The sequence below is a fragment of the Marivirga tractuosa genome (assembly GCF_042140215.1).
Lineage (GTDB): Bacteria > Bacteroidota > Bacteroidia > Cytophagales > Cyclobacteriaceae > Marivirga > Marivirga tractuosa_A.
On the sequence record NZ_CP159478.1, the window covers coordinates 486,036 to 511,573 of the forward strand.

Genomic DNA, 25,538 nt, shown 5'->3' on the forward strand with positions numbered 1-25,538 from the left:
GTCAATTGTAAATTATAATTTACTGATAATTACTAATCCAAAAAAGTAAAAATTGATGGAATTTAGTGTAGATACTTAGTGTCTAAATTACACTAACTAACTTTCATATGCAAATTTAAGCTCGCTGAGAATTTTAAAATTTGGGCATAAAAAAACAGCCCTATGCGATTTGAAAGAGATAGGGCTGTTTTTGGGTAATAAAAAAAATATTATTTTTTTGGCATCAGTTTTACGATTTTTCCTGAACCTTCCACTGCAACGTAAATAAAGCCATCAGGGCTTTCGGCAACATGCCTTACTCTTCCAATGCCTTCGAGCAGTTTTTCTTCTTTCACATAATTTCCATCTTCATCCAACACCACTCTATCTAAGTATTGAAATTTAAGTGAGCCTAAGAGGATATTATTTTTCCAGTCTGGGTAACGATCACTTGTCACAAATGTCATTCCGCAAGGAGCGATTGAGGGATCCCAATAATGAACGGGTTGCACCATACCCTCTTTTTCAGTTTCGTCTGTAATAATGCTTCCATCATAATCAATTCCGTAACTAATTTCGGGCCAGCCGTAATTTTTAGCTTTTTTTACAATGTTTAATTCATCTCCCCCTTTCGGACCATGCTCATGTGCCCATAATTCACCAGTTTCAGGATGAAATTGCATACCTTGAGGATTTCTATGGCCGTAACTCCAAATACTTTGTTCTGCATCTGGAATTTGGACAAATGGATTATCTTCAGGGACATCTCCGTTTTCGTGCAGTCTGTGGACTTTTCCATATGGATTTCCTACGGATTGTGCATTATCCATTTCACCTCTTTCGCCTATAGTGAAAAAGATATAGCCATCTTTAAAGTCTATTCGAGAACCAAAGTGTACACCAGATTTTGTTTTTGGAAATGATTCGTAAATAAGTTCTTTATCAACTAAATTCTCGCCCTCTAATTTTGCTCTCATAATAGCGGTGCTACCACCTCCATCACCTGGCTTGGAGAAGCTAAAATAAATCCATCCATTATTTTCATAATCTGGATGTAATTGGATATCCAATAATCCTCCTTGGTTGTTAGCATAAACCTCGGGCACTCCTTTTAATTTTTTGCCAGAATATTTATCATTTTCAATAATTAAAATTTCTCCTTTTATTTCTGTCACCAACATTCTGCCATCAGGCAACCAAGTCATTCCCCAAGGGTTGTCTAAACCTTCAGCTATGGTTACAACTTCAAAATCAACTGCTGCAGTTTCTTTATCAGGTTCAGCTTGGCATGAAATGACTACCAAAAAGCTGAAAATAAAAATAATTATGATCGAATTCTTCATAGTTTATGAGTTTTGATTCATGTTATTATACCTGTTTAAATGAAATTTGTTGGATAGCTAAGCTCGATAATTAAAGAGAGATATAATAAAATTCTTAAATTGCGAAAATTATTACGCCCTTTCAGGGCTTGGTTGAATTTTAAATTTTTCAGCGTAGGGTTTCACCCCACGCTTAGGTATGCCATCCCTTCGGGACTAGATTTACCCGATTAAATACTTATTATTTCTTGAGATCAAATTATTGGAATTTGTTAAATTTCACCAATCATCAATGTGGAAAATACCTTTAAGTCCTGGAAAGGACGTAAAAGCTAGTCCCAAACATAGCGTTCATCATAATCAACCTTATACTTCTTTAAAAATACTCTGTACTCTTCTTGAAATGTTCTGCTTTGGTGATGTTCATGCTGATGCTCAATATATTCAATTACAGCATTTACTTGAGATGGATTGACAGAAAAAGCACCATATCCATCTTGCCAATAGAAATTTTTAAATTCATTACCCTTAGTTTTAATCCATTTAGAAGAATGTGATTTAACTTCTTCCATAAGCTTTGTCAAAGGGATTTTTTTTGATAGTTTATATATGATGTGTATGTGGTCAATATATCCACCTACTTTAATAGCCTGACACTCTAATCGATTACAGATTCCTCCTAAATAGGCATGTAATTCTGGCTCTATTGCTTTTTTTATTAAAGGCTGTCTATTTTTAGTACTGAAGATTATGTGTAGATAATTTTGTATGAGTGATTGTCCCATATCCTATGTGTTATGCCTCTTTATGTATTGGTTAAATATTAAATTTTTCAATAGGTTTCATCCCTTATTAAGTTGCCACAGCTTCGGGGTGTCTTATCTAATTAAATACTAAATGTTTCTTTAATTTAAAATTTGGAAATTTCTGAAATTTTCCAATCATAAATTTGGACATATGCTTTAAGGCCTGAAAGGCCGTCATATTATAACACAGGGTGAAGCCCTGTGCTAAGAAAAAAACAACCCATAAGCCCTGAAAGGGCGAAATACTGCTTTACTTCACAGATTAATTTTATCATCCATTATAAATACTCTCAATCTCCTTCTGATAATTATTTTCAATTATCTTTCTTTTTAAACTCAATTTGGCAGTTAATTCATGGTTTTCAACTGTCCAGGCTGTTGGCAACAAAACAGTTTTTTTGATTCTTTCATATTGAGCAAATTGTTCATTAGCTTTATCAATCTCTTTTTGAAATTTATCAATGATGTTTTGCTGTTTTACCATTTCTGCATCAGATGAATATGCTATGCCCTTATGGTGACACCATTCCCTTAAAGCATCAAAATTCGGAACTATCAAAGCACCTGGGAATTTTTGCCCATCACCTACAACCATAGCCATTTCAATCAAGGTCGATTCTTTTAGTTTATTTTCTATGTATTGAGGAGCAACATATTTTCCACCTGATGTTTTGAACATTTCTTTTTTACGGTCGGTAATTTTTAGAAACTTGCCATTTACCATTTCCCCTATATCACCAGTATGGAACCATCCATCTTTATCAATTACTTCAGCCGTTTTTTCTGGTTGATTATAATAGCCTTTCATAATGTTGGCCTTTTGCCAGAACCTCACCATCTTCAGCTATCTTAATTTCAACTCCAGGTAAAGCAGGTCCAACTGTGCCAATTAACATATCTTCTTTATTATATCTGTTGAACGCAATTCCAGGAGAGGTTTCGGTTAATCCGTATGCTTCTAAAACAGGAATTTGTGCGGACCAGAAAATGGTAGCTAAGCGAGGTTGAAGAGCAGCTCCACCAGAAGCGATTAATTTGATGTTTCCACCCACGGCTTCTCTCCACTTACTAAAGATAAGTTTATTGGCTAATTTCAATTGAAAGTTGTACCAAGCACCTTGATTTTTATTTCGATCAAATTTATGTCCTAAGTTTAAAGCCCAGAAAAACAATGATTTTTTAATCCCTGAAAGATCCATTCCCTTTGCCACAATTTTATCGTATATTTTTTCCAAAAGTCTTGGAACTGTGGTGAACATATCCGGCTGAACCTCTTTCAGGTTGTCTCCAATTTTTTCGAGATTTTCAGCATAATAAACCGCTACGCCTCTATATAAATAGAAGTAAACACTTGTTCGCTCAAAAATATGGCAGAGCGGCAAAAAGCTTAGTGATTTTTTCAAACCCTCTACATCCAGGTTTTCATTTACAGCTTTTGCATTGCTCAACACATTTCGATGGGTCAGCATTACTCCTTTTGGATTTCCTGTGGTGCCAGAAGTATAAATCAAGGTAACTAAATCTTCAGGCTCTACAGCATCACGGTAAGGCTGTAATTCCGTATCATCTGTTTCCCCACTTTCTTTAAGTTCAGTCCACTGTGGAATACCTTCCAATTTATCGAAAGAATAAATGTTTTTGATAAAATCGAGACCTTCTGAAGCTTTTTTAACTTTATCATAAAGCTCCTGTTCTTCAGCAAAAACATATTTTAAACCGGAATCCTCAAAAATAAATTTATAATCTTTTGGTGTGATGGTAGGATACATTGGTACACTCACCGCTCCAATTTGCTGTAAAGCTAAATCGATAAAATTCCATTCAGGTCTATTGGATGAAACTATTCCAACTTTATCATTTTTGGCTAATCCTAATTTAAGAAACCCCCGTGAAATGGAATCAACTATATTGATGACATCATCTGTACTATAACTTTTCCAATTGCCGTCATATTTATAGGAAAAAGTATCCTTAAGTGGGTTGTTTGCTTTCTGGTAGCTTAATAAATCAAACAATCGAGTAGGTTCCATAGTAGTGCTTTTTTAATTTCACATTAATATAAATGAAAAAAGAGCTATTGACACTCAAAACGAAAGGAAATTTTAATTTTTTTATAAAATTAAACTAAACCTTACAAGCTCATGGAAGTTATCAATAGGTTATTGATATAAATTCATATTTATTCAATATATTTGATAACATCAAAATGTAATAACCATGTTTGATTTCAAAAAAACCAGTATTATAATATTATTACTAGGTGCATTTTGTGCATTTGATGTTTCAGCCAAAGAGAAAGAAGAAAAGAATAAAGATAAAGAGGAGGTTGAAGCGGAGCCTGATAAGAAGAAGTGCGAAAAAACGGATTCTTTAAATCAATTAAACGAAAAATTAATAGTTAAGGATAGCCTTGATCAGCAAAAACATAATGCTCCAAGTTCTATGTCTTCAATGTCATATAATATCCTTTTCCAAGTCATTTATAGATATAGTTTTAAAGAAATTTTTGATTCTCCAGCTGCATCGGAGATTGTGACGAATTAAAATTTCAAAATTATAATCAAATTAAAAAGGCATCCACTTTCTAGCGGATGCCTTTTTAATTATTTCTATCTCAAGTTTTACTTAAAACTTTTCAATATCAGCAAAGAAGAAACTTCCTTCAATTTGTGCATTTTCATCTGAATCAGATCCGTGAACAGCATTTGCCTCAATAGAAGTAGCAAATATTTTTCTGATGGTACCTTCTTCAGCATCCGCAGGATTAGTAGCTCCGATTAGTTTTCTGAAATCTTCCACTGCATTATCTTTTTCTAATATCATAGCAACAATATTGCCTCCTGACATATAAGCAACCAAGTCTTTATAGAAAGGACGTTCTTTATGAACCGCATAAAACTGCCCAGCTCTTTCTTCGCTTAATTTTGTCATTTTCATAGATACAATTCGGAATCCACCTTCCTCTATCATTTTGGTGATTGCGCCTATGTTATTTTCACCCACTGCATCGGGCTTAATCATCGTAAATGTTCTGTTTCCAGCCATTGTGTTAAATTTATTGATTTGAATAATTTATGATGCAAATTTAAAGGATTAATCTGATATGAAATATTATATTTCCTTAAACTCAATATGAATTCTTTTTTTTCGCATAGGCTCAGTCGTTTAGTCGTTTGTTTTTCATAATTTTCTTGTCAACTTTGCAAATCAATTTAATCCCCACAGGGTTAATCTGATTCATGCAGGATATATTAAAATTAAAAGAGGTATTAGAAACACCTCAAAATATTGTAATTACAACCCACCAAAAGCCTGATGCTGATGCATTGGGGAGTAGTTTGGGAATTTATAATTACTTAATCAAGACAGGGCACAAGGCTACTGTGATTACACCTACGGATTATCCCAAATTTCTTCATTGGATGAAAGGCAATGAAAATGTCATAGTCTTTAATGAAAAAGGCAATGAGGAAAAGTCTAAAAAGTTAGTCGCAGAAGCAGATCTCATCTTTTGTTTAGATTTTTCAAACTTAAAAAGGATAAATGAATTAGGTGATGCGGTAGGAGCTTCTAAAGCGCATAAAGTGTTGATTGACCATCACCGTGATCCGGATGATTTTGCGGAATACGTTTACCATGATGTAGATTCCGCTTCAACCGCTCAATTGATTTTCAAATTGATAAAGCTTTTTGGCGATAAAGAGCAAGTAGATAGTGATACGGCAGATTGTTTATATGCTGGCATCATGACCGATACTGGTTCTTTCAAGCACCCAAATACTACTCAGGAAGTTCATGAAATTGTAGCTGAATTAATCAGTTTAGGAGCTAATAATTCAGAAGTTTCTAGACTAATATACGATACCAACTCTTTAGATCGTTTAAAATTCTTAGGCTTTGCTTTGAGTGAACGACTCAAGGTTTTTGAAAAGGAACATGCCGCTTATTTTGCTATTTCCATGAAGGATTTGGAAAAATTTAATTCTAAAAATGGCGATACAGAAGGTTTAGTAAATTATGCCTTGTCTGTTGATGGAATTACCATGGCTGCTCTTTTCACTGAAACAGAAGACGGTACAAAATTATCTTTACGTTCAATTGGTGATTTTGAAGTGAATACCTTAGCAGGAGAATACTTCAAAGGAGGTGGTCATAAAAATGCGGCTGGCGGAAAAGTTGAAAAGGGTTTAGAAGAAACAGTAAATTTATTTGAAAAAATCATAAAAGAATATTCATCACAATTACAAAACAGAGAAAAAATAGAAGTTTATGAACAATTATAAAAGCTTAGCAATTGCATTAGTATCAATAATATTTTTGGGAGCATGCAATAGCGAAAAGCAAGAAAAAACAGCCGATGGCGTAGAATACGTATTGATTGAATCTGATAATGGATCAAGTTTTGAGGAAGGTGATTTTGCTATTTATTCATTGAAACTAATTGACAGTAAAGATTCAGTTATGTTGGATAGTAAAGATGTAGGTGAATTACCTGTTCAAATCAATGATTCTATACTTTCTACAAGAGGTCCGTTATTTTCTATCTTGAAGGAATTAAAACTTGGAGATAGTATTAAAACCAAGCTAACGGCTAGTCAGGTTTTAACAGAAGGCTTCCAACAACCAGTAGCTCAAGATAAAGATGGAGCAGAAAGACTAACGGTTTACGCTAAAGCAATTCAAAAATTAGACACTGCAGGATTTATGGAATGGCAACAGCAAAAAAGAGCTGAAGCTATGGAGAAAATGCAAAAAGATGCTGAGAAGCAAAAAGGCATTGATGATGAAATAATTCAGGGTTTTCTTTCGGAAAACAATATTGAAGCAGAAAAAACAGAATCTGGCTTGTACTATATGGTTACTGAAGAGACGTCTGGAGAGAAACCAGAATCAGGTGATACAGTACGTGTAAACTATGTAGGGAAATTATTGGACGGAACTGTTTTTGATACTTCTTATGAGGATGTAGCTAAAGAATCGGATGTGTACAATCCAGAAAGAGAATACGGCCCAATTGAAATTCCAATTGGAAAAGGAAGAGTTATTAGAGGTTGGGATGAAGGCATCATGCTTTTAAATGAAGGCAGCGAAGCTACTTTATATATCCCATCAGGATTAGGATATGGCCCTCGTGGTTCAGGTGCTGTAATTCCTCCAAACTCTTCATTAATATTTGATGTTGAGCTAGTGGAGGTAAAATAATATGAAAAAAGTAATTTATCTGATGATGGCAGGGCTAGTTACAGTCCTGTTTTCATCATGTGACGAAGATTGTGAAAACTTAAGAGGGGAATGTCCTGAAGAGCAATTAGCTGAGGATATTAGCGTTATTGAGGCCTATCTAGAAGAAAATAATTTAACAGCTGAAAGAGATCCTTCATACGACTTATTTTACATAATAGAAGAGGAAGGCAGTGGTGAAAAACCCTCAAATGGTGATAGGGTTGAAGTTAATTATGTCGGCAAATTCTTAGATGGGGAAGTTTTCGATACATCCATAGAATCAGTAGCCAAAGATGCAGGAGTATACAGTGAAGCAAGAACTTATGAGCCTTTTAGTTTTATACTTGGACAGCGACAGGTTATTTTAGGTTGGGATGTGGGAATAAAATTGTTAAATGAAGGAGGAAAAGCAACTTTGATTTTGCCTTCTTATATGGCCTATGGGCCTAGAGGTAATACTTCAATCGAGCCAAATACCGTTTTGCTTTTCGAAGTGGAATTAGTAAGTATACAAAATTAAATTTTCATCAAGCATGTTCAGATATTTTATATCGATAAGTGTTATATTTTTAGGTATTATTTCTTGCCAATCAGAAATTCAATGTGACGAGGCACCAGAATTTTCAGTCGACCAAGCAAGGTTGGATGTACAAATTAATCAAATAGAGTCTTATCTTGATTCAGAAGGTATAGACTACAGAACTCACCCTTCAGGTATTAGATATTCAGTTTTAGAATCAGGCGTTGGCAATTCCCCTAACTTTTGTTCTGGTGCTACAGTTGATTTTGAAGGAAGGGTTATGGGTGAAGACGAAACTTTTGTTGATGGAATAGGAGCACAGTTTTCTTTAAGATCTAATCAGGTAGTTTCAGGTTTCAAGATTGCGCTTAGTTTAATGAATAGAAATGCCGAATATAGAGTATACATTCCTGGAGAACTATTGATTAATAAGGGTATAAGTGATGTTGTGCCTAGAAATATACCAGATGGTGAAAATGTAGAGTTTAGAATTAGATTAACCAGTTATTAAGATTTTGAAGCTTTGTTTCGCTACCAATAATGTCAATAAAATTAAGGAAGTTTCCCATCTTTTAGGTGTAGATTTTCAGCTGCTTGGTTTAAAAGATATCGGTTGTAATGAAGAACTACGGGAAGATCAAAGCACCTTGGAGGGTAACGCACAGCAAAAAGCGCAATACGTTTTTGAAAATTATAATATCAATTGTTTTGCGGATGACACTGGTCTTGAGGTAGAAGCTTTGAATAGCGAACCGGGTGTGTTTTCTGCTCGATATGCCGGGCCTCAGCGCTCAGATGAAGATAATATGACATTACTGTTGGAAAGATTAGATTCATCACCTAATAGAAATGCTCGATTCAGAACTGTTATTTGTGCATTTATTGGAGATCAAAAACACTTTTTTGAAGGGATAGTGGAGGGAGAAATAGCTAAAGAACATAACGGAGACAAAGGATTTGGTTATGATCCTATTTTTATTCCGAAGGGCTATTCGCAAACTTTTGCACAAATGAGCCTCGAAGAAAAAAATAAAATTTCACACCGATCAATCGCAGTCAGAAAACTGGTCGATTTTTTACAAACAAATTCATAAAAACAGTTTAAAACAGTAGTTTTGCATTCATGAACAATCCATTCATTGTAGGCATCACAGGAGGAAGTGCATCAGGAAAAACTATGTTTCTGAAAAGTTTGCTCGACCATTTTCCTAAAGATGAAATCTGCCTAGTTTCTCAAGATAATTATTACAAAGATCGACATTTGCAGCCCAAGGATGAAAACGGAGTGGAAAACTTTGATACCCCGCAGTCCATTGAGTTTGATGACTATGCACGTGACATCAAAATGCTTAAAGAAGGGAAGCCTGTGAGCCGTAAGGAATATACTTTCAACAATCCAGATGTAGTGCCAAAGATGTTGGAATTTAAACCTTCCAAAATAATAGTGGTAGAAGGATTGTTTGTTTTTTACTTTCCGGAATTAATAAAACTGTTGGATTTAAAGGTATTTATTGATGCCAAGGATTATGTAAAGCTCAAAAGACGGATCATGCGAGATAATTCTGAGCGTGGTTATGATTTAGATGATGTTTTGTACCGATATGAGAAGCATGTGGCACCCACCTATGAAAAATATATAGATCCTTTTAAATACGATGCCGATATTATTATTCCAAATAATAATAAATTTGATAAAGGCTTAGAAGTTTTAGTATCTTACCTTAAAAATATACGCTCATGACCAATCGCTTTGCAGTAATCGGATTAGGACAGTTTGGAGAATCCATCGCCCGAACCTTGAGTGACAGTGGTGCGGAAGTACTGGCCATTGACATCGACCTTGATAAAGTAGAAGCTATTAAAGATGATGTGGCCTATGCCGTAGCATTGGATTCCACGGATGTGAAAGCTTTAAAAGCACAAAACATTCAGGATATGGATGCGGTAGTGGTGGCTATTGGGGAGAATTTTGAAGGGCTTTTATTGACTACTGTTTTATTGTTGGAACTGGAAGTAGAGCGAATTATTGCCAGAGCTGCTAATGCTCAACAGCGTATGATTTTAGAGAAAATGGGAGTAGAAGAAATCCTTTCCCCTGAAGAAACAGTTGGTAAGACTGTTGCGGAAATGTTATTGCACCCCAATATGAAATCCTTCCTTCCCTTGCCTGATGATTATGAAATTGTGGAAATTAATACGCCAAGCAGAGTAGTAGATCAAACCATTAGCGAAATAGGCCTAAGGGAGAAATATAACCTCAACTTAATTACCGTCAAAAGACTGTACGATGAAAAAGTAGAGGGTCAACTGCAGCAAGTAGAACATATCATAGGAGTTCCCCGTGCAGATACTTTCCTCAAAGAAACTGACATCATGATTATTTTGGGTAAATCTAAGGATGTGAATAAGTTTATTGAGGTGAATAAGTAGATTCTGCTACTGGAGCTTTTCCAAAGTTTAGAACTTTGGAAAAGTTGGTTAAAATATTTTTATCCCCCCCCCCTATTTGAATACATATATTCCTTCATTTCATTTAGATTGCTTTTAAGGGATTTTATTTCATTACAAAGCTGAGATATTTCAGTTTCATCAGTTTTGGCTTCCTCTGATTGAATTGACTTAAGCAAATCAATGTAATTTATCCTTAATTCTTGACAGATTTGTATTAATTCATTTAGTAAGATATCAGACTTGTGATTTTCAATTCTGTTGAATTTACTTTGGCTAATCCCGATGCTATCAGCAATAAATTGTTGGCTAATGCCTTTTTTAAGGCGTATTTTTCTGATATAATCTCCTAAGGACATGACTTTAAGGTTTTAGTTCTAATTATTCAAATATAAATAATGTTATTTAAATATGAATAAAACGCGTAATATTTTTTTAGTTATTTGTGTATGTTTAACTATTAAATCTTAAAATTATGAAAAATTTGAGTATTGAAAGAATGGAAAAAGTACAAGGCGGACAACTTGAATGGCTTGGGTGTGGTGCAGGTATGGCCCTTGTGGTTCTGTCAGTAGCTCCAACTGGATTGAATATAGCAGCATTTGCAACAGGTGTCGGTGCAATTGCAGAATATTGCTAAAAAGTGTTTTAAATACCAAATAGACAGTCAAGGGTGAGATTTGTCTCACTCTTGACTGTTTTATATAAAATGAAAATTAAAAAAGACTTATTTTTAAATATATTATATTCGATATTTTTTGCAATAGTAATTTTATCAAATAATTCATCTCTGCATATTTTGGAGGAGCCGATTGTTTTGATTTTAAAAAATTTTATACTAATCGCAATTTTGTTGTTATGGATGAAGGCATTATCAAGAAATAATGATGGCATTATATTGGTTGCAATTAGTTCATTGTTAAATAGAAACCTCATTAAGTCTGGCTTTACCTTAATCAAAGATTTTATTGAAATTAAAATTGGTGTTTTCATGCTAATATTAGCATTATACATCCTTTTTTTCGACAGTGTGGGTATAGAGAATTTAGGAGCTTTTTTGATTCAAATCTGTACAGTTTGCTTATATACTTTAAGTATTTATTTAATTGGTATAGCTTATTTTAAAATCTCACTTGATGATTGGAAGTTTATATTACTGATTTTCGGTCCTTATTTTGTGTTCTTTATAATGTATGAAATTCTAGCCTTGGAGAATACATTATATTTTGCATTAATACCGAGTAATTTTAATATTCTTACTAGTTCATATTCAAGTTTCTCGTTAGAAAATATTATTATTATTTCATTGAGCTCAGTAATTTTATTTGTAATGACGTTCAGCATTTTCACTTCAATTAGGAGGCTTTTTCTTGGTAAAAAATATTTTAAACTTCCTACTGAAAAAATGAATTGAGTATCGTAGCGATATACAAATGTCTGTTAAAGCTTGATTTTTTTATGAATTAAAACGATCAAAAAACCTCTACTATGGATTATTAGATTATGTTTTATTGCGCAAGAATGTAGTGCCAAATTAAACCTTGATTGATGTCCAAATATGCTTTTTGTGATAAGTCCTTAGCCTAATAATTTGCTTCAATGCAAATAGAGAGAATAATGAGTTCAAAAATTGCAAGTGATGAGATGTAAAAGTATGAAGGAAAATATTGTTTTGCGAAATACGATTCAAATAAGAACCAATATGAATTGAGCTGATCTTTAATAGCAGAAAAAAATATGATATATAAATACTTTCTTTTACTGATAATTCTTTCTATCGGTTCTTTATATTTTATTGAAACCTATCTGATGACAGATGAAATCTACATTCAACATTTGTTTAAACAGAGCAGTATTGAGAAAATTGATGAAATTCTCTCACTTAGAGCAGAATGGTCGTGGCTAAATTTTTTAATAGTACCCCTAATACATATTATAAAAGTTCTACTTATTTCTTTTTGGATTTTATGTGGGATGATCATTTTTGGATTTAAATCTAATTTTAATTCAATTATTAGAGTAGTACTTGTTGCTGAGTTTGTGTGGTTGCTACCTTCAATAATTTTAGTCTTTTGGTTTGGATTAATCGATACTTCTTACACTTTTAGTGATGTCCAAACTTTTGCCCCACTCTCCTTACTTATTCTCTTTGATGCATCTCAATTAGAATCCTGGCTAATTTATCCCTTAAAATCCCTAAATCTGTTTGAGGTTATTTATCTTTTAGTTTTAGCTCTAGGCATAAAAAAAATCATAAAAAAAGATTATGATTCAGCTTTAAAATTTACTTTACCAGTATATGGTTCAGCTTTAGTGGTTTGGATATTATTCGTAACCTTTTTATCGATTAATTTAGGGGCCTAATGAAAAAGAAACTTCTTCTTATTATCGGGCTATTAGTGATTGGCCTTTTATCTTGGATGGGTTATTCAAGTGTTCAAAAGTTAAATCAAAAAAGTAAGTCAGAGGTAATTATTCAAAACCTTAATTCCTTGACCAAAAATCTGGGTTTAAATAAAGCAAATACTGACCAATCTACCATTTTCATGTATTTCAATAGTGATTGTCATTTCTGCCAAAGGGAAATGAAAGAGATTGGGAAGAATAAAGCAAAGTTTCAAAATTATAAGTTGCTGTTGGCCTCTTTTGAACCTATGGAAGAAGCACTTGAATTTCTTCAGCAATACAATCTTACACAGCATTATGTTGAAGTTAATCCTGATTCATTGACCAAAACTATTAGGGGTGGTGTACCCCAGACGTTTATTTATAAAAACGGCTTACTGCAAAAACATTTCAAAGGAGAAGTGAAAATAGAAGCTGTTTTGGAAGTTTTGGAGTGAAGCAATAATTATTGGAACTGTATTTTATCAAAACCTGCCAGGTTTTAGGTTTAAAAAATGTATCAGTTATTTAAAGAAATCTAGAATTTTAATGCTGGCAAACCTGACAGGTTTCATCACTGAAAGATATTTAAAGAATCCAAATCAATGATTAAAAAACTCAACCAATATTTCGTTCAGCAACACGGTCAATCGGATTGCGGTCCTGCCTGTTTGGCTTCTATCATCAAATTTCATGGGGGTGAGCATAGTTTGGATGAAATCAGAAGGATTACGGGAACCACCCAAACAGGTACTAAATTATTGGGTCTGTTTCAAGGAGCTAAGGATTTGGGTTTTGAAGTAGAAGGCTTAGAAGCTGAATCAGTTGAAAATTTAAAAGAGCTTGATTCACCTGCTATTCTACATGTAATACTGGAGAACAGATTACAGCATTATGTGGTTTTTTATAGCTTTCAGGGCGATCAATTAATCATAAATGATCCAGGAAGAGGAGTAGAACTATGGTCACAAGAAAAACTACAAGAGGTATGGCAGTCCAAAGCTTTGCTTAAACTTACCCCAAATGAAAAATTTGAAAAAGTAAAGTCCAAAAAGAAAAAATATGAGAACCTGTTGAGTTGGGTAAAAGAAGACCTCAATATTTTATTGGCAGCACTTTTTTTAGGTATTTTAATTGCTATTTTTTCCTTGGCTACTGCTATTTTTAGTCAAAAGTTGATTGATGTCATTTTACCTACCAAAGAAGTCAGCAAACTCGTTATAGGATTAGTTTTATTTGCCTTGATTTTATTGATTAAGATGGGGCTAAGTTATGTCCGATCTACCTTTTTGATCACACAGAGCAAGGATTTTAACAATAGAATGATAGGGTCTTTTTTTCAATCACTTTTAAATATTCCCAAACCCTTTTTTGATTCCAAAAAGACAGGGGATATGGTAGCACGGATGAATGATACAAGACGCATTCAATCAAGTATAAGTAATTTAATCGGCAATCTTTTAATAGAGTTTTTAGTCATCATTATTTCGCTAATAGGTGTTTTTGTTTATTCCTGGCAAGTAGGGATAATTGTTTCTATTTTTATACCTCTTTATGGATTAATCCTATGGCGATTGAATAAGCCCATCATTACTGCCCAAAAAGAAGTAATGAGTGCTTATGCGCTCAATGAAGGAAACTACATAGATGTGATTACAGGCATAGCAGAAGTAAAGACAACTGGAACTATCAATCTTTTTCATAAGGCCACTACCTTTTTATATAAAAACTTTCAAGACCAGATATTTAAATTAGGTAAAATTCAAGTAAAGTTTGGCTTGCTTACAGAGTTGGCGGGGATATTACTCGTAGTAAGTGTAATATCTTTAGCTTCCTTTTTAGTTCTAGGAGGAGATCTTTTAATAGGCTCTTTGGTAGCCTTATTGTCTCTATCTGGTTCTATAGGCCCGTCTTTGACTAAAATCGCTCTTTTTAATATTCAGTTTCAGGAAGCTAAAGTAGCTTTCAATAGAATGGAGGAGTTTACAGGTATAAAAACGGAAGATAAGGGGGCAAAGGAAATTGAAATCGAAAAGATCGATAATTTAACTGTTGAAAACCTAAGTTTTCATTATCCTGGTTCATTAAATTTATTGAACAATATCAACATGAAAGTAGAGAAGGGAAAAATCACCACGCTATTGGGAGAAAGTGGCGTGGGTAAAAGCACAATTTTTCAACTCGTACAAAGGTTTTATGCACCATCGGATGGATTCATAAAAATAAATGGAAACTCCATCGAGGATTTAGAATTAGAGGATTATAGAAAATTAATAGGAGTTGTCCCTCAGGATATTAAGGTTTTCAATAATTATTTACTTTTTAATATTTGCTTAAGTGATACCCCTGCTGAATTAGAGAAAGTAGTCAAATGGTGTAAAGAATTTGGCTTTGATCGCTTCTTTGAAAAATTCCCTCAAGGTTATATGACACTATTAGGGGAAGAAGGAGCTAATATTTCAGGAGGTCAAAAGCAGTTAGTAGGATTAGCCAGGGCACTCTATCGTAATCCTCAATTATTATTGATTGATGAAGGAACTTCTGCTATGGATAGAAATACAGAGCAATTCATATTAAATTTATTGCAGCATTTAAAAAATGAAAAGACCATTCTGTTTGTGAGCCACAGAATGAAAGTAGCTGGTTTCTCTGACTACATCTACATATTGGAAAATGGTAGTATCACCAGCCATGGTGAACCGCAAGCTTTAATTAAAGAAGAGAACTTTTTTAGCGAGTCTGTAAATGAGTTGATTTATTGAGATGAATATGAAATCAATTTAACATTTTAAGCTTTAGGTGGTTCTTTGAGAAACCTTATCTATTAAATAAAGAGCCATGGAGAATATCACCTTTGTAAAAATCCTTTTGTTTATCGTATCTGGATTGATTTTTATTTTTGACGTTAAAGCGGGTTTTATTTCCTTGATAGTCATGCAAGGCACTATACTATTATTGGAGTACAGAAAAAGAAAATTGAAAGAATAAGTAATTGGGTGGATATTCTGGTCAAACGTTCTATTGATTTAGTTAAATTAATATTTTTCTGTAAATTGAATTCAGCCTTATCATTTACAGAACTGATACATGAGATATTTAATTACTGCTTTTCTATTCCTATTCTTTAATTTAACAATATTAGTATCTCAAAATACCAAGCTCGAATACAAAGAAATCAGTGGAGCTTTATTATCCAAAGCAGATTCCTCCACTATTCCCTTTGCCAATATTCATTTAAAAGGCACTATGTTGGGCGCTCATTCTAATGAAGAAGGACAGTTTAGCTTTAGTTTTCCAATTAAAGAAAAGTACGATACTGTAGTGATTTCAAGCATTGGCTATGAAGATTTGGAATTGCTGGTTGCCAATTTAAAAAAGCAAGAGTCAAATTACTATTTAACCCCAGAAAAAGGGATGCTTGAAGAAGTAATAGTTAGGCCTGCAAAAGATACACTTCGAGCTATTGTAGGCGAGGCCATAAGGAAAATTCCATTTAATTACGCTCGCAGAGCCTTTCTTCTAAAAGGTTTTTATCGCGAAATGGTAGTGAGGAACAATAGCTATGTTCGTTTACTAGAGGCAGCAGTTTCCGTACAGGATAATGGTTTTGATCTGCCTTATAACAAACTAAAAATCCGACTGGACGAATTGAAAAAAAGCGAGGATTATATAGATTACAGTTTCTTTGAAAAAGTTTATAAATACTTCATGGGAGAGGATGAAAACAATTTGTACAAGTCTTTTGAGTTTGATGGCATCAGAGGATATAACCGAATTGAAGAATACAAATTATTAAATGATATCCACCGTAGATATGATTTTGAGTTAGATTCGGTTATTCAGTCGAGTGAAGGATTGATATATGTTTTAAGCTATTTCTCTCCTTCTTTCCACCTTGGAGGCCTTCAATCATTCGGAAAAATATATATTAATGCTGATGATTTTGGAATATTAAAGTTGGAATTTAGTAGTCAATTTTTCGCAGTTGAAGGTTCCAATGAAGCTAGATTTAATAAGGATCAAGAGAAATTGTTTTTGAATAGTATTTATAAACAATCAGTTGTGTCGTATAGAAAAATCGGCAAAAAGTATTATTTAAGCTATATAAAATGGAAAGCTCCAGTAAAGGATGCGTGGCAAACAGAAACGGAAGAAGGTGAAAGTGCCGTACAGTTTTATAATGCCGCTTTTTATGTGACGGATATAAAAACGAGAAGAAGAAACTTTAAAAGAATTAAGTATAAAGAAACGATGGCTGTGGATGAAGACTTATTTGATGTCGAAAAACCTTATAATGAAGTCTTTTGGAATAATTTTAATTCGGTGATATTGGACCCAAAGCTCAAAAAGGCTCAGGAAGATATTAAACGACTGGAGAATAATTGATTTTACAAATAATAGAGCATGAAAAATCCGCATTCGTATTTAAGATTAGTCGCTGTTTTAGGCGTTTTTACTTTGTTTCTTTTAAAAGTATATAATCTCTGGTATTATTTGCCTTTCTTGATTTTAGCGATTTACTTATCATATGTTGAGTCAAAAAAATCTAATAATAAAGCGGGTGCACTGGTAATCATATTAGCGATAATTTTAATAATCATTGTATTATTCACCTACAGGTCTGCTCCGGAACGATAGCCGTTACGAAAGATAAATTTGGGAATTGCTAGTATGTATAGCCCCAATACTTTATTTTTCCGTAATTAACTTAATCAGTAGGGTTTTTAAAATGGGTTAACAATAATTATATTAGGTAGTTCTTCAGATAATAATTCCTTTAACTGAAGAAACCATGGAAAATATAACCCTAGTCAAAGTCATACTTATTCTAGTATCTCTAGGCATATTTTTTTTCATTGATACTCAAGCCGGTTTTGTGTCTTTAATTGTAATGAATTTAACTGTTATTATTTTAGAATACCGAAAAAGGAAAATGAAATAGTATTTTTATTATTTAATAATAGTAGTTCTCTTAATTATGATCAATTAAATCTAATCATTTTGGATATTACCTATAACATAGATTATTATCCATCTCCTTTCTATTAATTTTTCTTAAATTGCTCCTCAGCCAAATTTTTTAATCATCATGAAACAAAAAGTAGCCTTAGTTTTAGGAAGTGGTGGCGCCAGAGGAGTTGCCCACATTGGCGTAATTGAAGCATTGGAGGAAAATGGATTTGAGATTTCTTCTATCTCAGGATCAAGTATGGGCGCTGTGATTGGAGGACTATACGCTGCAGGAAAAATGCAGGAATATAAAGAATGGGTTACCCATTTTGACAAGATCGATGTTTTTAAACTCCTGGATTTCACTTTAAGCCTGCAAGGAATTGTCAGGGGAGAAAAAGTATTCAAAGAAATGCGTAAGCTGTTGGGAGAGTACAATATAGAGGACTTTTCTATTCCTTTTACTGCTGTTGCTTCTAATATAAGAACCCAAAAGGAAGTGCTTTTTTCAGAAGGAAATTTGATGGATGCTTTACGCGCATCTTGTGCCATCCCAACGGTTATGACTCCCGTTTACCATGAAAATGAAGAAATAGTAGATGGTGGAGTGCTAAATCCCATTCCTTTAAATAGGGTAAAAAGAACTGATGGGGATATCTTAATTGCAGTGGATGTAAATGCTGCCATTCCTTTCGAGAAAAAAGTAGCGGTTACTGCTGAAGAACTGAAGCAAGACGAAAAGAACAAGCAGTTTTTGGAGGATTTTACTAAAAGAATTAGAAAATTCTTCCCATCTAATAGTTCTAAAGAAACACAAGCATTCCCCAAAAAATTAGGTTATTTCGATTTGCTCAACAGATCTATAGATTTAATGCAAGAGAAAATGACCAATTTGCAGATGGAAATCATTAAGCCTGATATGTTAATTCAAATTTCTAGAAATTCTTGTGGCACATTTGAATTTTATAAAAGCAATGAGTTAGTAGAATTAGGAAAAACTGCATTTGAAAAATCTTACGCCCAATATAAAAATGGAATGGAAACAACTCAATAATGAATTAGGCAATATTGACCTCTATTGGTTGGATTTTATTATGAAAGGACATTTACCTGAGCATGCTAAAATTTTGGATGCCGGTTGTGGTGAAGGAAGAAACCTAACTTACTGTTTTAAGAATGGTATGGATGTTTTTGGGATTGATCAAAACCCTGAAGCTATTCAATTTTTGAAGCTTATTGCCAAGCAATATAAAATAGAAGATATAGATGCACGCTTTCAAGTCATGAATTTGGATAAAATACTTTTCCCCGATTCTACTTTTGATGTGATCATTTGCAGTGCTGTCTTACATTTTGCAAAAAGTAAGGAGCATTTTGAAAAGATGATGAATGAACTGGTCCGCTTGTTAAAGCCAAAAGGTAAGATTTTTATTCGAACAATGACCGATCGTTATTTTCCTGACGAGGTCATCGGTTTAAATCAAGGAGTTTTTCAATACCCAAATGAGCAAATTCGATATGTAGTAAATGCAGATGCTTTCGTTGAGAATTTTCAGCAACATAACATCAAATTAATAGAGCCTTATAAAGAAGTAGTGGTCGAAAACAGGCATACAATGGGTACTTTTATGTTTAATAAACAATAATAAAATTCGCTTTATTTTATTACATTGTGTTTAGGGGATCTATGATTATCAATATTGTTTAATTAATCTTCAACAGCTTAAAAATTACAATTTTTATTCAAATAATACATCCGCAAGAAATGTTTACGTCTTGACTAATTAAAGAAATTTCGAAAAATAAGTATATTTACTGATTATCAGTATGAAAAAATATTCATTTCGAAATATAATATTGAGTGAGGGGACTCACATAGAATCTGAAGGAGATTATCGTAAAGCTTTATTAGTAGGGGTTTGTTGCTTAATTCTAACTTTTATAAGTACGGTAAATGGCTTGCTCAATGTTTTTCTTTGGGATATTTCATTAACCCCCTCTTTCATGGTGGGCATATTTGGAGGGCTCTTCGGTTTCCTTCTAAATCGTTTTGGTAAATATGAATTAGCAAAGCATAGTTTATTACTTATTGCTATATTTTTTGTTTTTATTTTCATGTCCAATGAAGGTAAATATTACGGCTCTCAACTTTATCTTTTCCCAATTTTAGTTGCTTCAATTACGCTGTTTGGCTATAAAAATATAAAAGTTTGGTTGTTTTATGGCTTTGTTGCTTTTTCTTGTTTTGTGATTAGCGAATTGACAGCATACAAAATTGTGAAAGTTGATACTATAAATGAGGCTAAAGAAGATAAAATTTACTTTTTAAATTATCTCTTTACTTTCGTGGGCTTAACAATAGTAATCTATTTCCAAGTAAAATTACAGTATAAATCTGAGCAAAAAATCCTGGAGCAAGACAGGAAATTAAAAGAAAGTGAAGAACGATTTCGATTAGCAGTTGAAGGCACGAATGCTGGTATATGGGACTGGGAAAACATTAACAAAGATCAACAGTGGTGGTCACCTAAATTGTATGAATTATTGGGTTATAAACCAACAGAGTTTTCACCAGATCAGCATAGCTTTAAAAATCTATTGGCAGAAAAATCAGATTACCCGCGTTTGGTAAAGGATTTTAAAAGACACCTTCAAAATAAAGAACCTTTTTCTGTTGAATATAAATTGAAATGCAAGGATGGTTCTTATCGTTGGTTTCAGGGATCTGGCCAGGCAAAATGGTCCAACGATGAAAAGCCAGTCAGAATGGTAGGTTCATTGGTTGATATCACAGATAAAAAAATAAAAGAGGAGGAAATAAAAGAGAAAAATCAGCTTTTAGAGCAAACTAATGCTGAATTAGACAGATTTGTTTACAGTGTTTCTCATGATTTGCGAGCTCCGTTAAACTCTATACAAGGCTTAATTAATATTGGAGATACAACCGAAGACAGCCAGGAACTAAAGCAGTTGCTTGGGATGATGAAAAATAGAGTTAAAAAACTTTATTCATTTATTGATGAAATCATCAGCTTTGCTCGAAATACACGTACTGAAATTATCAAACAAAATGTAAATATCCGTGATTTGGTAAAAGAAACTTTTGAGAACACTCAATATCGTGAACTATCTGCTGACATTGATTTTCGCATGAGAATTGAAGAAGATATTATAATAGAAACTGATAAAGGAAGACTTGGAGTTATTTTTAATAATTTAGTGGATAATGCTATAAAATATCACCGGCATGCAAATCCAGGTAAATATGTGGCGGTTCAAACAGAGTTTGCAGCTAATAATATTTTAATTAAGGTGATAGACAATGGTCAAGGAATTCCATTTGAGGCTCAATCAAAAATATTTGACATGTTTTTTAGAGCATCTGAAAATTCTAAAGGTTCTGGCTTAGGGCTATATATTGTTAAAGATATGGTGGAAAGACTAGGTGGATCTATAGATCTCCAATCCGAAAAAGGAGAGGGAACTACTTTTACCATTAAATTGCCAAAAGCTTAAAAACTTAATCATTCCTTTGAAGTTCAACGTGAAATCAAAAAGAATTTTATTGTAAATCTTGTTATTAGCTATTGCTTAATACTGATAATCAATCAGATATAAATTTCTCTTCTCTAATTGCCTAATAGGCTCTATTTAATTTATCTTTGCGGCATGGCAAAGAAAGAACAAACCCCAGAAAACACACTTTTTAAAGATATAGTTGCTCACGCTAAAGAATACGGTTTTGTATATCCTTCAAGCGAAATTTATGAAGGTTTACAAGCTGTTTATGACTACGGCCCTTATGGAGCAGAATTAAAGAAAAACATCAAAGAGCTTTGGTGGAATACCATGACCCGTTTCAATGATGATATTGTCGGTTTGGATTCTGCTATTTTTATGCATCCTGATACCTGGAAGGCATCTGGTCACATTGAGAGTTTCAATGACCCGATGATTGATAATAAAGATTCCAAGAAAAGGTACAGAGCGGATGTTTTATTGGAAGAAAAAGCAGCCGAATACGAAAATACCGGAGATCAGGAAAAAGCAGATGCATTATTGAAAAAAACAGGGCAGTTACTAGAAGCAGAAGATTTAGAAGCTGTTAGAGAGTTGATTATTGCTGAAGATATCAAATGCCCCATTTCAGGCACTGCTAACTGGACTGAAGTTCGTCAGTTTAATTTAATGTTCTCCACTCAAATTGGCAGTGTTTCGGATGGTTCCGGAAAAATTTATTTAAGACCTGAAACCGCACAGGGTATTTTTGTTAATTTCTTAAATGTCCAAAAAACAGCTAGAATGAAAGTACCATTTGGGATTGCCCAAATTGGAAAAGCTTTCAGAAATGAAATAGTTGCACGTCAATTTATTTTCAGAATGCGTGAGTTTGAGCAGATGGAAATGCAATTTTTTGTTCGCCCTGGTGAAGAAATGGAATGGTATGAGAAATGGAGAGATATGCGTTTAAAATGGCATAAAGCCATCGGAATAGCAGATGAAGATTTAAGATTGCATGAGCATGAAAAATTAGCACATTATGCAAATGCAGCAGTAGACGTTGAATATAAATTTCCATTTGGTTTCAAAGAAGTAGAAGGAATCCACAGTCGTACGGATTTTGATTTAAAGAGCCACCAAGAAGTCTCCAAAAAGAAATTACAATATTTTGACCCGGAGGTAGGGAAAAATTATATTCCTTATGTAGTGGAAACTTCCGTTGGGCCGATAGGTTGTTTTTGATGTTGTTCTGCAGTGCCTTTAAAAACGAAGAGACTGGGGAAGGCGATAAAGTTAAAACAAGAACTTATTTAAAGCTGCACCCAGCCCTGGCACCAGTTAAAGCGGCAATTCTTCCATTGACTAAAAAAGATGGTTTACCTGAAAAAGGACAAGAAATATATAAATCGCTGAAAGGTGAATTTAATGTGGTTTATGAAGAAGCGGCTTCAATTGGTAAGCGTTATACTCGTCAAGATTTGATTGGTACACCATTCTGTATTGCGGTGGATCATCAGACTTTAGAGGATAATACTGTGACGATAAGACACAGAGATAGTACAGAACAGGAGAGAATGCCGATAAGTGAATTGGAATCATTTATTGCGAAAGCGACCTCATACAATAGAATTTATGAGCAATTATAAATGTATTTTATGTGCATAGATTTTGTCTATAATCATATGTAAACAATCAATTTAATTAATCGTAACCTATTCTTAAATTTGTGGTTCATTTAAGTACAAGGATTTAAACATAATTGAAATGATAGAATTAGCAGAAGATAACTTACAAGAGATAGTTGATGGCAATGAAATGGTAATGGTGCAATATGGTGCCACTTGGTGCGGAAACTGTAAAATCACCAAACCTAAATTCAAAAGAGTGGCAGGAGAAAACGAAAATATAAAGTTTGTTTATGTGGATGCCGAGAAATTGCCAAATTCAAGATCGCTAGCTGAAGTTAAAAACCTTCCAACCTTTGCGGGTTTTAAAAACGGTAAATTAGTGAATTCAATATCAGGAAATAAACCAAGCATTATAACAGATTTATTAGATGAGGTTACCAATAATTAAGCATGTTGTAGAATTCATCGAGAAAAATGATGAAGATTATGTGGTGGAAACCATGGATCTTCTGGAAGATTTGATTGAAGCTAAAGGAATAAAAGATGAAGAACTGGAAGTAATCGGTGAACTGCTTTCCAATTTTTCAGGGGCTTTGGAAGTAAGCAAAGATGTTAGATCGGGAACTCCAAAAAAGGAAGCTTTAAATGGTTTTATGAAACGAGTAATGGGGTCAATCGATAGTTAAATCATAATTGTAGTAGAAAACATTCCGGTGAATACATGAATAGTTTTCTTAATAAAGATTTATGGTTAAATATATGAAAGCACAATCTCTTATTGGAGGTTGTGCTTTTTCATTTTATTCAAAAAAATATTTCAAATATTCTTTAAAAATTAATATTTATCTGCTTTTGTGTTCAGTATTTCTGCATTCTATCTTTTATAAGTTTTATTTTATCGATAAAAGTATTTGATTTACAGAAAATAACTTCCTAATTCAAATTGCATTAACTACTTTTCAGCTTGGATACTAAATAAATATAATGAAATGAGCATGAATATTTGAGGGAAAGTTTATACCAAAATGCCTGATAAATATTAATTGCGAATCATCCTGAAAATTTGGGACAAGTTTTGACATTTAAATAACAAACTTATGCATATGAAAAAGCTACTATTCAATTCCCTATTAATCATTTCCTTGCTATTTGCTGGAGTTAAATCTCAGGCACAGTATACAGGGGATACTTTTGCAAAAGCAAAGGAAAGTAAAACAGCTAATTTAACTTACGTCTATTCTGAAGCACCTGGCTTTGCTGCAAATATTGGTGGTGAAGTTAAAGGAGTATGTGTAGATGTAATGAGTGATTTCGAATTTTTCCTTTTAGATAACTATGGAATTACAGTGAATTCCACTATGAAAAAGGAACATGCTAATAATTTCACCTCTTATTTAGATGCGATTAAAAAATCATCTAATGGAGTATTTGGTTTAAGTAATACCACTATCACTCAAAAAAGAAAAGCATCTTATAACTTTAGCCCTCCCTATATAACTAACATTGGCATGATGCTAAGTAATGAAGCACTTCCTACTCTAAATGACATTAGTAAAATTGCAGACGTTTTTGCTGGTAAAAAGGCAGTTACGGTAAAAGGATCTACCAATGAAGAACAAATCCTACAGATCAAGAAGAAGTATTATCCAAATTTGACTATTGAATATGTTAATTCTTTTGAGGAGGCAATGAACACTATAACCAACAGTACCGATTACTTTGCCAATCTTGATTTCACCTATTACTTAGATGCAACAAAATCTAAAAAACCAATTAAAAGACATCCCGCTGGCGACCAAACGGCCGAAGAATTCGGAATTGTAATGCCAAAAAATAGTGACTGGGCTCAACCTTTTCAGGAATTTTTAACTGAATCATACAGGACTAGCCCTAGTTATAGAAAAATTATTGCTAAGCATTTAGGGCGAAATGCTCTTCAATTATTAGATGCTGTAGTACAGGAAAACTAATAAAGCAAAAAGCCTCCTGCTTCTCAGCATGGAGGCTTTTACTTACCAAAACATCAACCATTCACTATGAATTAAACTATAACTACTTAATCTTAAATTGTAGTATTTAGTTCCTTAACTTTAATAAATATTTTCTGTGATTTACTTTCCATAAGTAAATCCACATTTCTCATAGCTATAGGATCAATATTTTCTTTTTGAAAGCTGTGTAAAAGTTTTCCATCATAATTATAGATCAACACATCAGCCTCCTGCTCCATATCACTGATAAAAAAGACTTCTTCTTCCATATCAGCTTTAACTTCCTTGATTAATTGTTCATCAATGGACACTTTTTCGTCATTTGCATATACACTTCCAAATGCAAAAATCATTGCTAAAATTACTACTGCCCTTTTCATATTGTTTTGTTTTAGGTTCTTATATAGGGTTGACGCAGAATATTATCAAAAAGTTGCTTCCTTTTTTTAATAAATAATTTTGTCTATGTACTATACGTGTAATATTTAAACTAAAAATGTATTTTTTATTCAATACTAGAATATATTGTGTTTGTTTTATATTAAAAAAGTTTATTCTGTTTACTGATTAAGAAATGATTTAAAAATAATTATTTACCTTAGATGTCTTCTATTAAATTTTATGTCTGAAAAATTTAATTTATCAATTATCTCTTTTGAGTAAAGAGGTGAAAATCAGTCATTTATAAGCTGTTGGATAATTATTTAAATTATGAAATATTAATAAAATTGGACTTAAAAATGCCTCTTAAAAAAATACATTGGTTTAGGTTATTTAAACATATA

Annotated in this window: 28 protein-coding genes and 1 pseudogene; 22 read left to right on the forward strand and 7 right to left on the reverse strand. The window is 33.1% G+C overall.

The features are described 5' to 3' along the window. Positions 1 to 209: 209 nt before the first annotated feature. The 4 genes from ABWH96_RS02090 to ABWH96_RS02105 form a co-directional block, all read right to left on the reverse strand. A complete protein-coding gene (locus ABWH96_RS02090) occupies positions 210 to 1,322 on the reverse strand; it encodes a PQQ-dependent sugar dehydrogenase (RefSeq protein WP_375579893.1) in 1,113 nt (370 codons plus the stop codon). A 311-nt stretch (positions 1,323 to 1,633) separates the two neighbouring features. Beyond that, a complete protein-coding gene (gene tnpA, locus ABWH96_RS02095) occupies positions 1,634 to 2,086 on the reverse strand; it encodes an IS200/IS605 family transposase (RefSeq protein WP_375579894.1) in 453 nt (150 codons plus the stop codon). A gap of 292 nt (positions 2,087 to 2,378) precedes the next feature. After that, the gene (locus ABWH96_RS02100) at positions 2,379 to 2,915 is read right to left on the reverse strand and encodes a hypothetical protein (RefSeq protein WP_375579895.1); all 537 of its coding nucleotides are present in this window, start codon (positions 2,913 to 2,915) and stop codon (positions 2,379 to 2,381) included. Continuing rightward, a complete protein-coding gene (locus ABWH96_RS02105; RefSeq protein ID WP_375579896.1) occupies positions 2,899 to 4,137 on the reverse strand; it encodes an AMP-dependent synthetase/ligase in 1,239 nt (412 codons plus the stop codon). Before ABWH96_RS02105 ends, ABWH96_RS02100 begins: the two co-directional genes overlap by 17 nt. A 187-nt stretch (positions 4,138 to 4,324) precedes the next feature. On the opposite strand from ABWH96_RS02105, the gene ABWH96_RS02110 reads away from it, so the two are divergent. Next, complete coding sequence (locus ABWH96_RS02110; protein ID WP_375579897.1) at positions 4,325 to 4,651, forward strand: hypothetical protein; 327 nt, start codon at positions 4,325 to 4,327, stop codon at positions 4,649 to 4,651. 81 nt (positions 4,652 to 4,732) lie between these two features. Here the strand turns inward: ABWH96_RS02110 and ABWH96_RS02115 are convergent, their stop codons facing one another. Further along, a complete protein-coding gene (locus ABWH96_RS02115) occupies positions 4,733 to 5,152 on the reverse strand; it encodes a nucleoside-diphosphate kinase (RefSeq protein WP_308350440.1) in 420 nt (139 codons plus the stop codon). A 194-nt stretch (positions 5,153 to 5,346) separates the two neighbouring features. On the opposite strand from ABWH96_RS02115, the gene ABWH96_RS02120 reads away from it, so the two are divergent. The 7 genes from ABWH96_RS02120 to ABWH96_RS02150 are packed head-to-tail and all read left to right on the forward strand — an operon-like array spanning position 5,347 to position 10,280. Continuing rightward, positions 5,347 to 6,390 (forward strand): bifunctional oligoribonuclease/PAP phosphatase NrnA, encoded by a 1,044-nt coding sequence (locus ABWH96_RS02120; RefSeq protein ID WP_375579898.1) that lies wholly within the window; start codon positions 5,347 to 5,349, stop codon positions 6,388 to 6,390. Further along, entirely contained in the window at positions 6,377 to 7,309 is a 933-nt protein-coding gene (locus ABWH96_RS02125) for an FKBP-type peptidyl-prolyl cis-trans isomerase (protein WP_375579899.1), read from the forward strand. Before ABWH96_RS02120 ends, ABWH96_RS02125 begins: the two co-directional genes overlap by 14 nt. 1 nt (position 7,310) lies before the next feature. After that, complete coding sequence (locus ABWH96_RS02130) at positions 7,311 to 7,850, forward strand: FKBP-type peptidyl-prolyl cis-trans isomerase (protein WP_375579900.1); 540 nt, start codon at positions 7,311 to 7,313, stop codon at positions 7,848 to 7,850. A 13-nt stretch (positions 7,851 to 7,863) separates the two neighbouring features. Next, positions 7,864 to 8,361 carry an FKBP-type peptidyl-prolyl cis-trans isomerase gene (locus ABWH96_RS02135; protein ID WP_375579901.1) on the forward strand — a complete coding sequence of 166 codons (498 nt, stop codon included), beginning with the start codon at positions 7,864 to 7,866 and terminating at the stop codon, positions 8,359 to 8,361. 4 nt (positions 8,362 to 8,365) lie between these two features. Next, complete coding sequence (locus tag ABWH96_RS02140; RefSeq protein ID WP_375579902.1) at positions 8,366 to 8,944, forward strand: non-canonical purine NTP diphosphatase; 579 nt, start codon at positions 8,366 to 8,368, stop codon at positions 8,942 to 8,944. A gap of 29 nt (positions 8,945 to 8,973) precedes the next feature. Further along, complete coding sequence (gene udk, locus ABWH96_RS02145; protein ID WP_375579903.1) at positions 8,974 to 9,591, forward strand: uridine kinase; 618 nt, start codon at positions 8,974 to 8,976, stop codon at positions 9,589 to 9,591. Continuing rightward, complete coding sequence (locus ABWH96_RS02150; RefSeq protein ID WP_375579904.1) at positions 9,588 to 10,280, forward strand: potassium channel family protein; 693 nt, start codon at positions 9,588 to 9,590, stop codon at positions 10,278 to 10,280. The genes udk and ABWH96_RS02150 overlap by 4 nt, the downstream gene beginning before the upstream one ends. A 59-nt stretch (positions 10,281 to 10,339) precedes the next feature. On the opposite strand, the gene ABWH96_RS02155 is transcribed toward ABWH96_RS02150, so the two are convergent. Continuing rightward, the gene (locus ABWH96_RS02155) at positions 10,340 to 10,657 is read right to left on the reverse strand and encodes a helix-turn-helix domain-containing protein (protein WP_375579905.1); all 318 of its coding nucleotides are present in this window, start codon (positions 10,655 to 10,657) and stop codon (positions 10,340 to 10,342) included. 116 nt (positions 10,658 to 10,773) lie between these two features. Here ABWH96_RS02155 and ABWH96_RS02160 point away from each other — a divergent pair, with 116 nt between their 5' ends. The 14 genes and pseudogenes from ABWH96_RS02160 to ABWH96_RS02225 all read left to right on the forward strand — a co-directional run bounded on the left by ABWH96_RS02160 (position 10,774) and on the right by ABWH96_RS02225 (position 24,732). After that, a complete protein-coding gene (locus tag ABWH96_RS02160) occupies positions 10,774 to 10,938 on the forward strand; it encodes a hypothetical protein (protein WP_375579906.1) in 165 nt (54 codons plus the stop codon). 69 nt (positions 10,939 to 11,007) lie between these two features. Beyond that, positions 11,008 to 11,712, forward strand: a complete 705-nt coding sequence (locus ABWH96_RS02165) for a hypothetical protein (RefSeq protein WP_375579907.1) — start codon at positions 11,008 to 11,010, stop codon at positions 11,710 to 11,712. A gap of 395 nt (positions 11,713 to 12,107) precedes the next feature. Next, positions 12,108 to 12,662, forward strand: a complete 555-nt coding sequence (locus ABWH96_RS02170; RefSeq protein WP_375579908.1) for a hypothetical protein — start codon at positions 12,108 to 12,110, stop codon at positions 12,660 to 12,662. Then, on the forward strand, positions 12,662 to 13,141 hold the full coding sequence (locus ABWH96_RS02175; protein WP_375579909.1) for a peroxiredoxin family protein: 480 nt from the start codon (positions 12,662 to 12,664) through the stop codon (positions 13,139 to 13,141). The genes ABWH96_RS02170 and ABWH96_RS02175 overlap by 1 nt, the downstream gene beginning before the upstream one ends. 147 nt (positions 13,142 to 13,288) lie before the next feature. Next, positions 13,289 to 15,445, forward strand: a complete 2,157-nt coding sequence (locus tag ABWH96_RS02180; RefSeq protein WP_375579910.1) for a peptidase domain-containing ABC transporter — start codon at positions 13,289 to 13,291, stop codon at positions 15,443 to 15,445. 76 nt (positions 15,446 to 15,521) lie between these two features. After that, positions 15,522 to 15,671: a hypothetical protein gene (locus tag ABWH96_RS02185; protein ID WP_375579911.1), complete on the forward strand. Its 150-nt coding sequence runs from the start codon at positions 15,522 to 15,524 to the stop codon at positions 15,669 to 15,671. Positions 15,672 to 15,770: 99 nt separating this feature from the next. Beyond that, entirely contained in the window at positions 15,771 to 17,069 is a 1,299-nt protein-coding gene (locus ABWH96_RS02190; protein ID WP_375579912.1) for a carboxypeptidase-like regulatory domain-containing protein, read from the forward strand. Between the two features lie 703 nt (positions 17,070 to 17,772). Then, positions 17,773 to 18,687 (forward strand): patatin-like phospholipase family protein, encoded by a 915-nt coding sequence (locus ABWH96_RS02195; protein WP_375579913.1) that lies wholly within the window; start codon positions 17,773 to 17,775, stop codon positions 18,685 to 18,687. Next, positions 18,665 to 19,279 (forward strand): class I SAM-dependent methyltransferase, encoded by a 615-nt coding sequence (locus ABWH96_RS02200; protein WP_375579914.1) that lies wholly within the window; start codon positions 18,665 to 18,667, stop codon positions 19,277 to 19,279. Before ABWH96_RS02195 ends, ABWH96_RS02200 begins: the two co-directional genes overlap by 23 nt. A gap of 181 nt (positions 19,280 to 19,460) precedes the next feature. After that, positions 19,461 to 21,149, forward strand: coding sequence for a PAS domain-containing sensor histidine kinase (locus ABWH96_RS02205; protein ID WP_375579915.1), 1,689 nt, complete (start codon positions 19,461 to 19,463; stop codon positions 21,147 to 21,149). Positions 21,150 to 21,302: 153 nt separating this feature from the next. Beyond that, positions 21,303 to 22,780: pseudogene (locus ABWH96_RS02210) on the forward strand (glycine--tRNA ligase). A gap of 118 nt (positions 22,781 to 22,898) precedes the next feature. Then, a complete protein-coding gene (locus ABWH96_RS02215; protein WP_375579916.1) occupies positions 22,899 to 23,210 on the forward strand; it encodes a thioredoxin family protein in 312 nt (103 codons plus the stop codon). Then, positions 23,191 to 23,448 (forward strand): DUF6952 family protein, encoded by a 258-nt coding sequence (locus ABWH96_RS02220; RefSeq protein WP_375579917.1) that lies wholly within the window; start codon positions 23,191 to 23,193, stop codon positions 23,446 to 23,448. The genes ABWH96_RS02215 and ABWH96_RS02220 overlap by 20 nt, the downstream gene beginning before the upstream one ends. A gap of 417 nt (positions 23,449 to 23,865) precedes the next feature. Continuing rightward, on the forward strand, positions 23,866 to 24,732 hold the full coding sequence (locus tag ABWH96_RS02225; protein WP_375579918.1) for a serine/threonine protein kinase: 867 nt from the start codon (positions 23,866 to 23,868) through the stop codon (positions 24,730 to 24,732). A 92-nt stretch (positions 24,733 to 24,824) separates the two neighbouring features. Here ABWH96_RS02225 and ABWH96_RS02230 read toward each other — a convergent pair whose 3' ends face one another. Continuing rightward, positions 24,825 to 25,133, reverse strand: coding sequence for a hypothetical protein (locus ABWH96_RS02230; RefSeq protein ID WP_375579919.1), 309 nt, complete (start codon positions 25,131 to 25,133; stop codon positions 24,825 to 24,827). Between the last annotated feature and the right edge of the window lie 405 nt (positions 25,134 to 25,538).

Coding starts and splice junctions, on each gene's coding strand:
- ABWH96_RS02130 (WP_375579900.1), top strand. CDS start 7,311: ATGAAAAAAGTAATTTATCTGATGATGGCAGGGCTAGTTACAGTCCTG.
- ABWH96_RS02120 (WP_375579898.1), top strand. CDS start 5,347: ATGCAGGATATATTAAAATTAAAAGAGGTATTAGAAACACCTCAAAAT.
- ABWH96_RS02135 (WP_375579901.1), top strand. CDS start 7,864: ATGTTCAGATATTTTATATCGATAAGTGTTATATTTTTAGGTATTATT.
- ABWH96_RS02110 (WP_375579897.1), top strand. CDS start 4,325: ATGTTTGATTTCAAAAAAACCAGTATTATAATATTATTACTAGGTGCA.
- ABWH96_RS02215 (WP_375579916.1), top strand. CDS start 22,899: ATGATAGAATTAGCAGAAGATAACTTACAAGAGATAGTTGATGGCAAT.
- ABWH96_RS02180 (WP_375579910.1), top strand. CDS start 13,289: ATGATTAAAAAACTCAACCAATATTTCGTTCAGCAACACGGTCAATCG.
- ABWH96_RS02105 (WP_375579896.1), bottom strand. CDS start 4,137: ATGGAACCTACTCGATTGTTTGATTTATTAAGCTACCAGAAAGCAAAC.
- ABWH96_RS02165 (WP_375579907.1), top strand. CDS start 11,008: ATGAAAATTAAAAAAGACTTATTTTTAAATATATTATATTCGATATTT.
- ABWH96_RS02160 (WP_375579906.1), top strand. CDS start 10,774: ATGAAAAATTTGAGTATTGAAAGAATGGAAAAAGTACAAGGCGGACAA.
- ABWH96_RS02220 (WP_375579917.1), top strand. CDS start 23,191: ATGAGGTTACCAATAATTAAGCATGTTGTAGAATTCATCGAGAAAAAT.
- ABWH96_RS02155 (WP_375579905.1), bottom strand. CDS start 10,657: ATGTCCTTAGGAGATTATATCAGAAAAATACGCCTTAAAAAAGGCATT.
- ABWH96_RS02100 (WP_375579895.1), bottom strand. CDS start 2,915: ATGAAAGGCTATTATAATCAACCAGAAAAAACGGCTGAAGTAATTGAT.
- ABWH96_RS02185 (WP_375579911.1), top strand. CDS start 15,522: ATGGAGAATATCACCTTTGTAAAAATCCTTTTGTTTATCGTATCTGGA.
- tnpA (WP_375579894.1), bottom strand. CDS start 2,086: ATGGGACAATCACTCATACAAAATTATCTACACATAATCTTCAGTACT.
- udk (WP_375579903.1), top strand. CDS start 8,974: ATGAACAATCCATTCATTGTAGGCATCACAGGAGGAAGTGCATCAGGA.
- ABWH96_RS02115 (WP_308350440.1), bottom strand. CDS start 5,152: ATGGCTGGAAACAGAACATTTACGATGATTAAGCCCGATGCAGTGGGT.
- ABWH96_RS02170 (WP_375579908.1), top strand. CDS start 12,108: ATGACAGATGAAATCTACATTCAACATTTGTTTAAACAGAGCAGTATT.
- ABWH96_RS02225 (WP_375579918.1), top strand. CDS start 23,866: ATGAAAAAGCTACTATTCAATTCCCTATTAATCATTTCCTTGCTATTT.
- ABWH96_RS02230 (WP_375579919.1), bottom strand. CDS start 25,133: ATGAAAAGGGCAGTAGTAATTTTAGCAATGATTTTTGCATTTGGAAGT.
- ABWH96_RS02150 (WP_375579904.1), top strand. CDS start 9,588: ATGACCAATCGCTTTGCAGTAATCGGATTAGGACAGTTTGGAGAATCC.
- ABWH96_RS02090 (WP_375579893.1), bottom strand. CDS start 1,322: ATGAAGAATTCGATCATAATTATTTTTATTTTCAGCTTTTTGGTAGTC.
- ABWH96_RS02125 (WP_375579899.1), top strand. CDS start 6,377: ATGAACAATTATAAAAGCTTAGCAATTGCATTAGTATCAATAATATTT.
- ABWH96_RS02175 (WP_375579909.1), top strand. CDS start 12,662: ATGAAAAAGAAACTTCTTCTTATTATCGGGCTATTAGTGATTGGCCTT.
- ABWH96_RS02190 (WP_375579912.1), top strand. CDS start 15,771: ATGAGATATTTAATTACTGCTTTTCTATTCCTATTCTTTAATTTAACA.
- ABWH96_RS02195 (WP_375579913.1), top strand. CDS start 17,773: ATGAAACAAAAAGTAGCCTTAGTTTTAGGAAGTGGTGGCGCCAGAGGA.
- ABWH96_RS02200 (WP_375579914.1), top strand. CDS start 18,665: ATGGAATGGAAACAACTCAATAATGAATTAGGCAATATTGACCTCTAT.
- ABWH96_RS02205 (WP_375579915.1), top strand. CDS start 19,461: ATGAAAAAATATTCATTTCGAAATATAATATTGAGTGAGGGGACTCAC.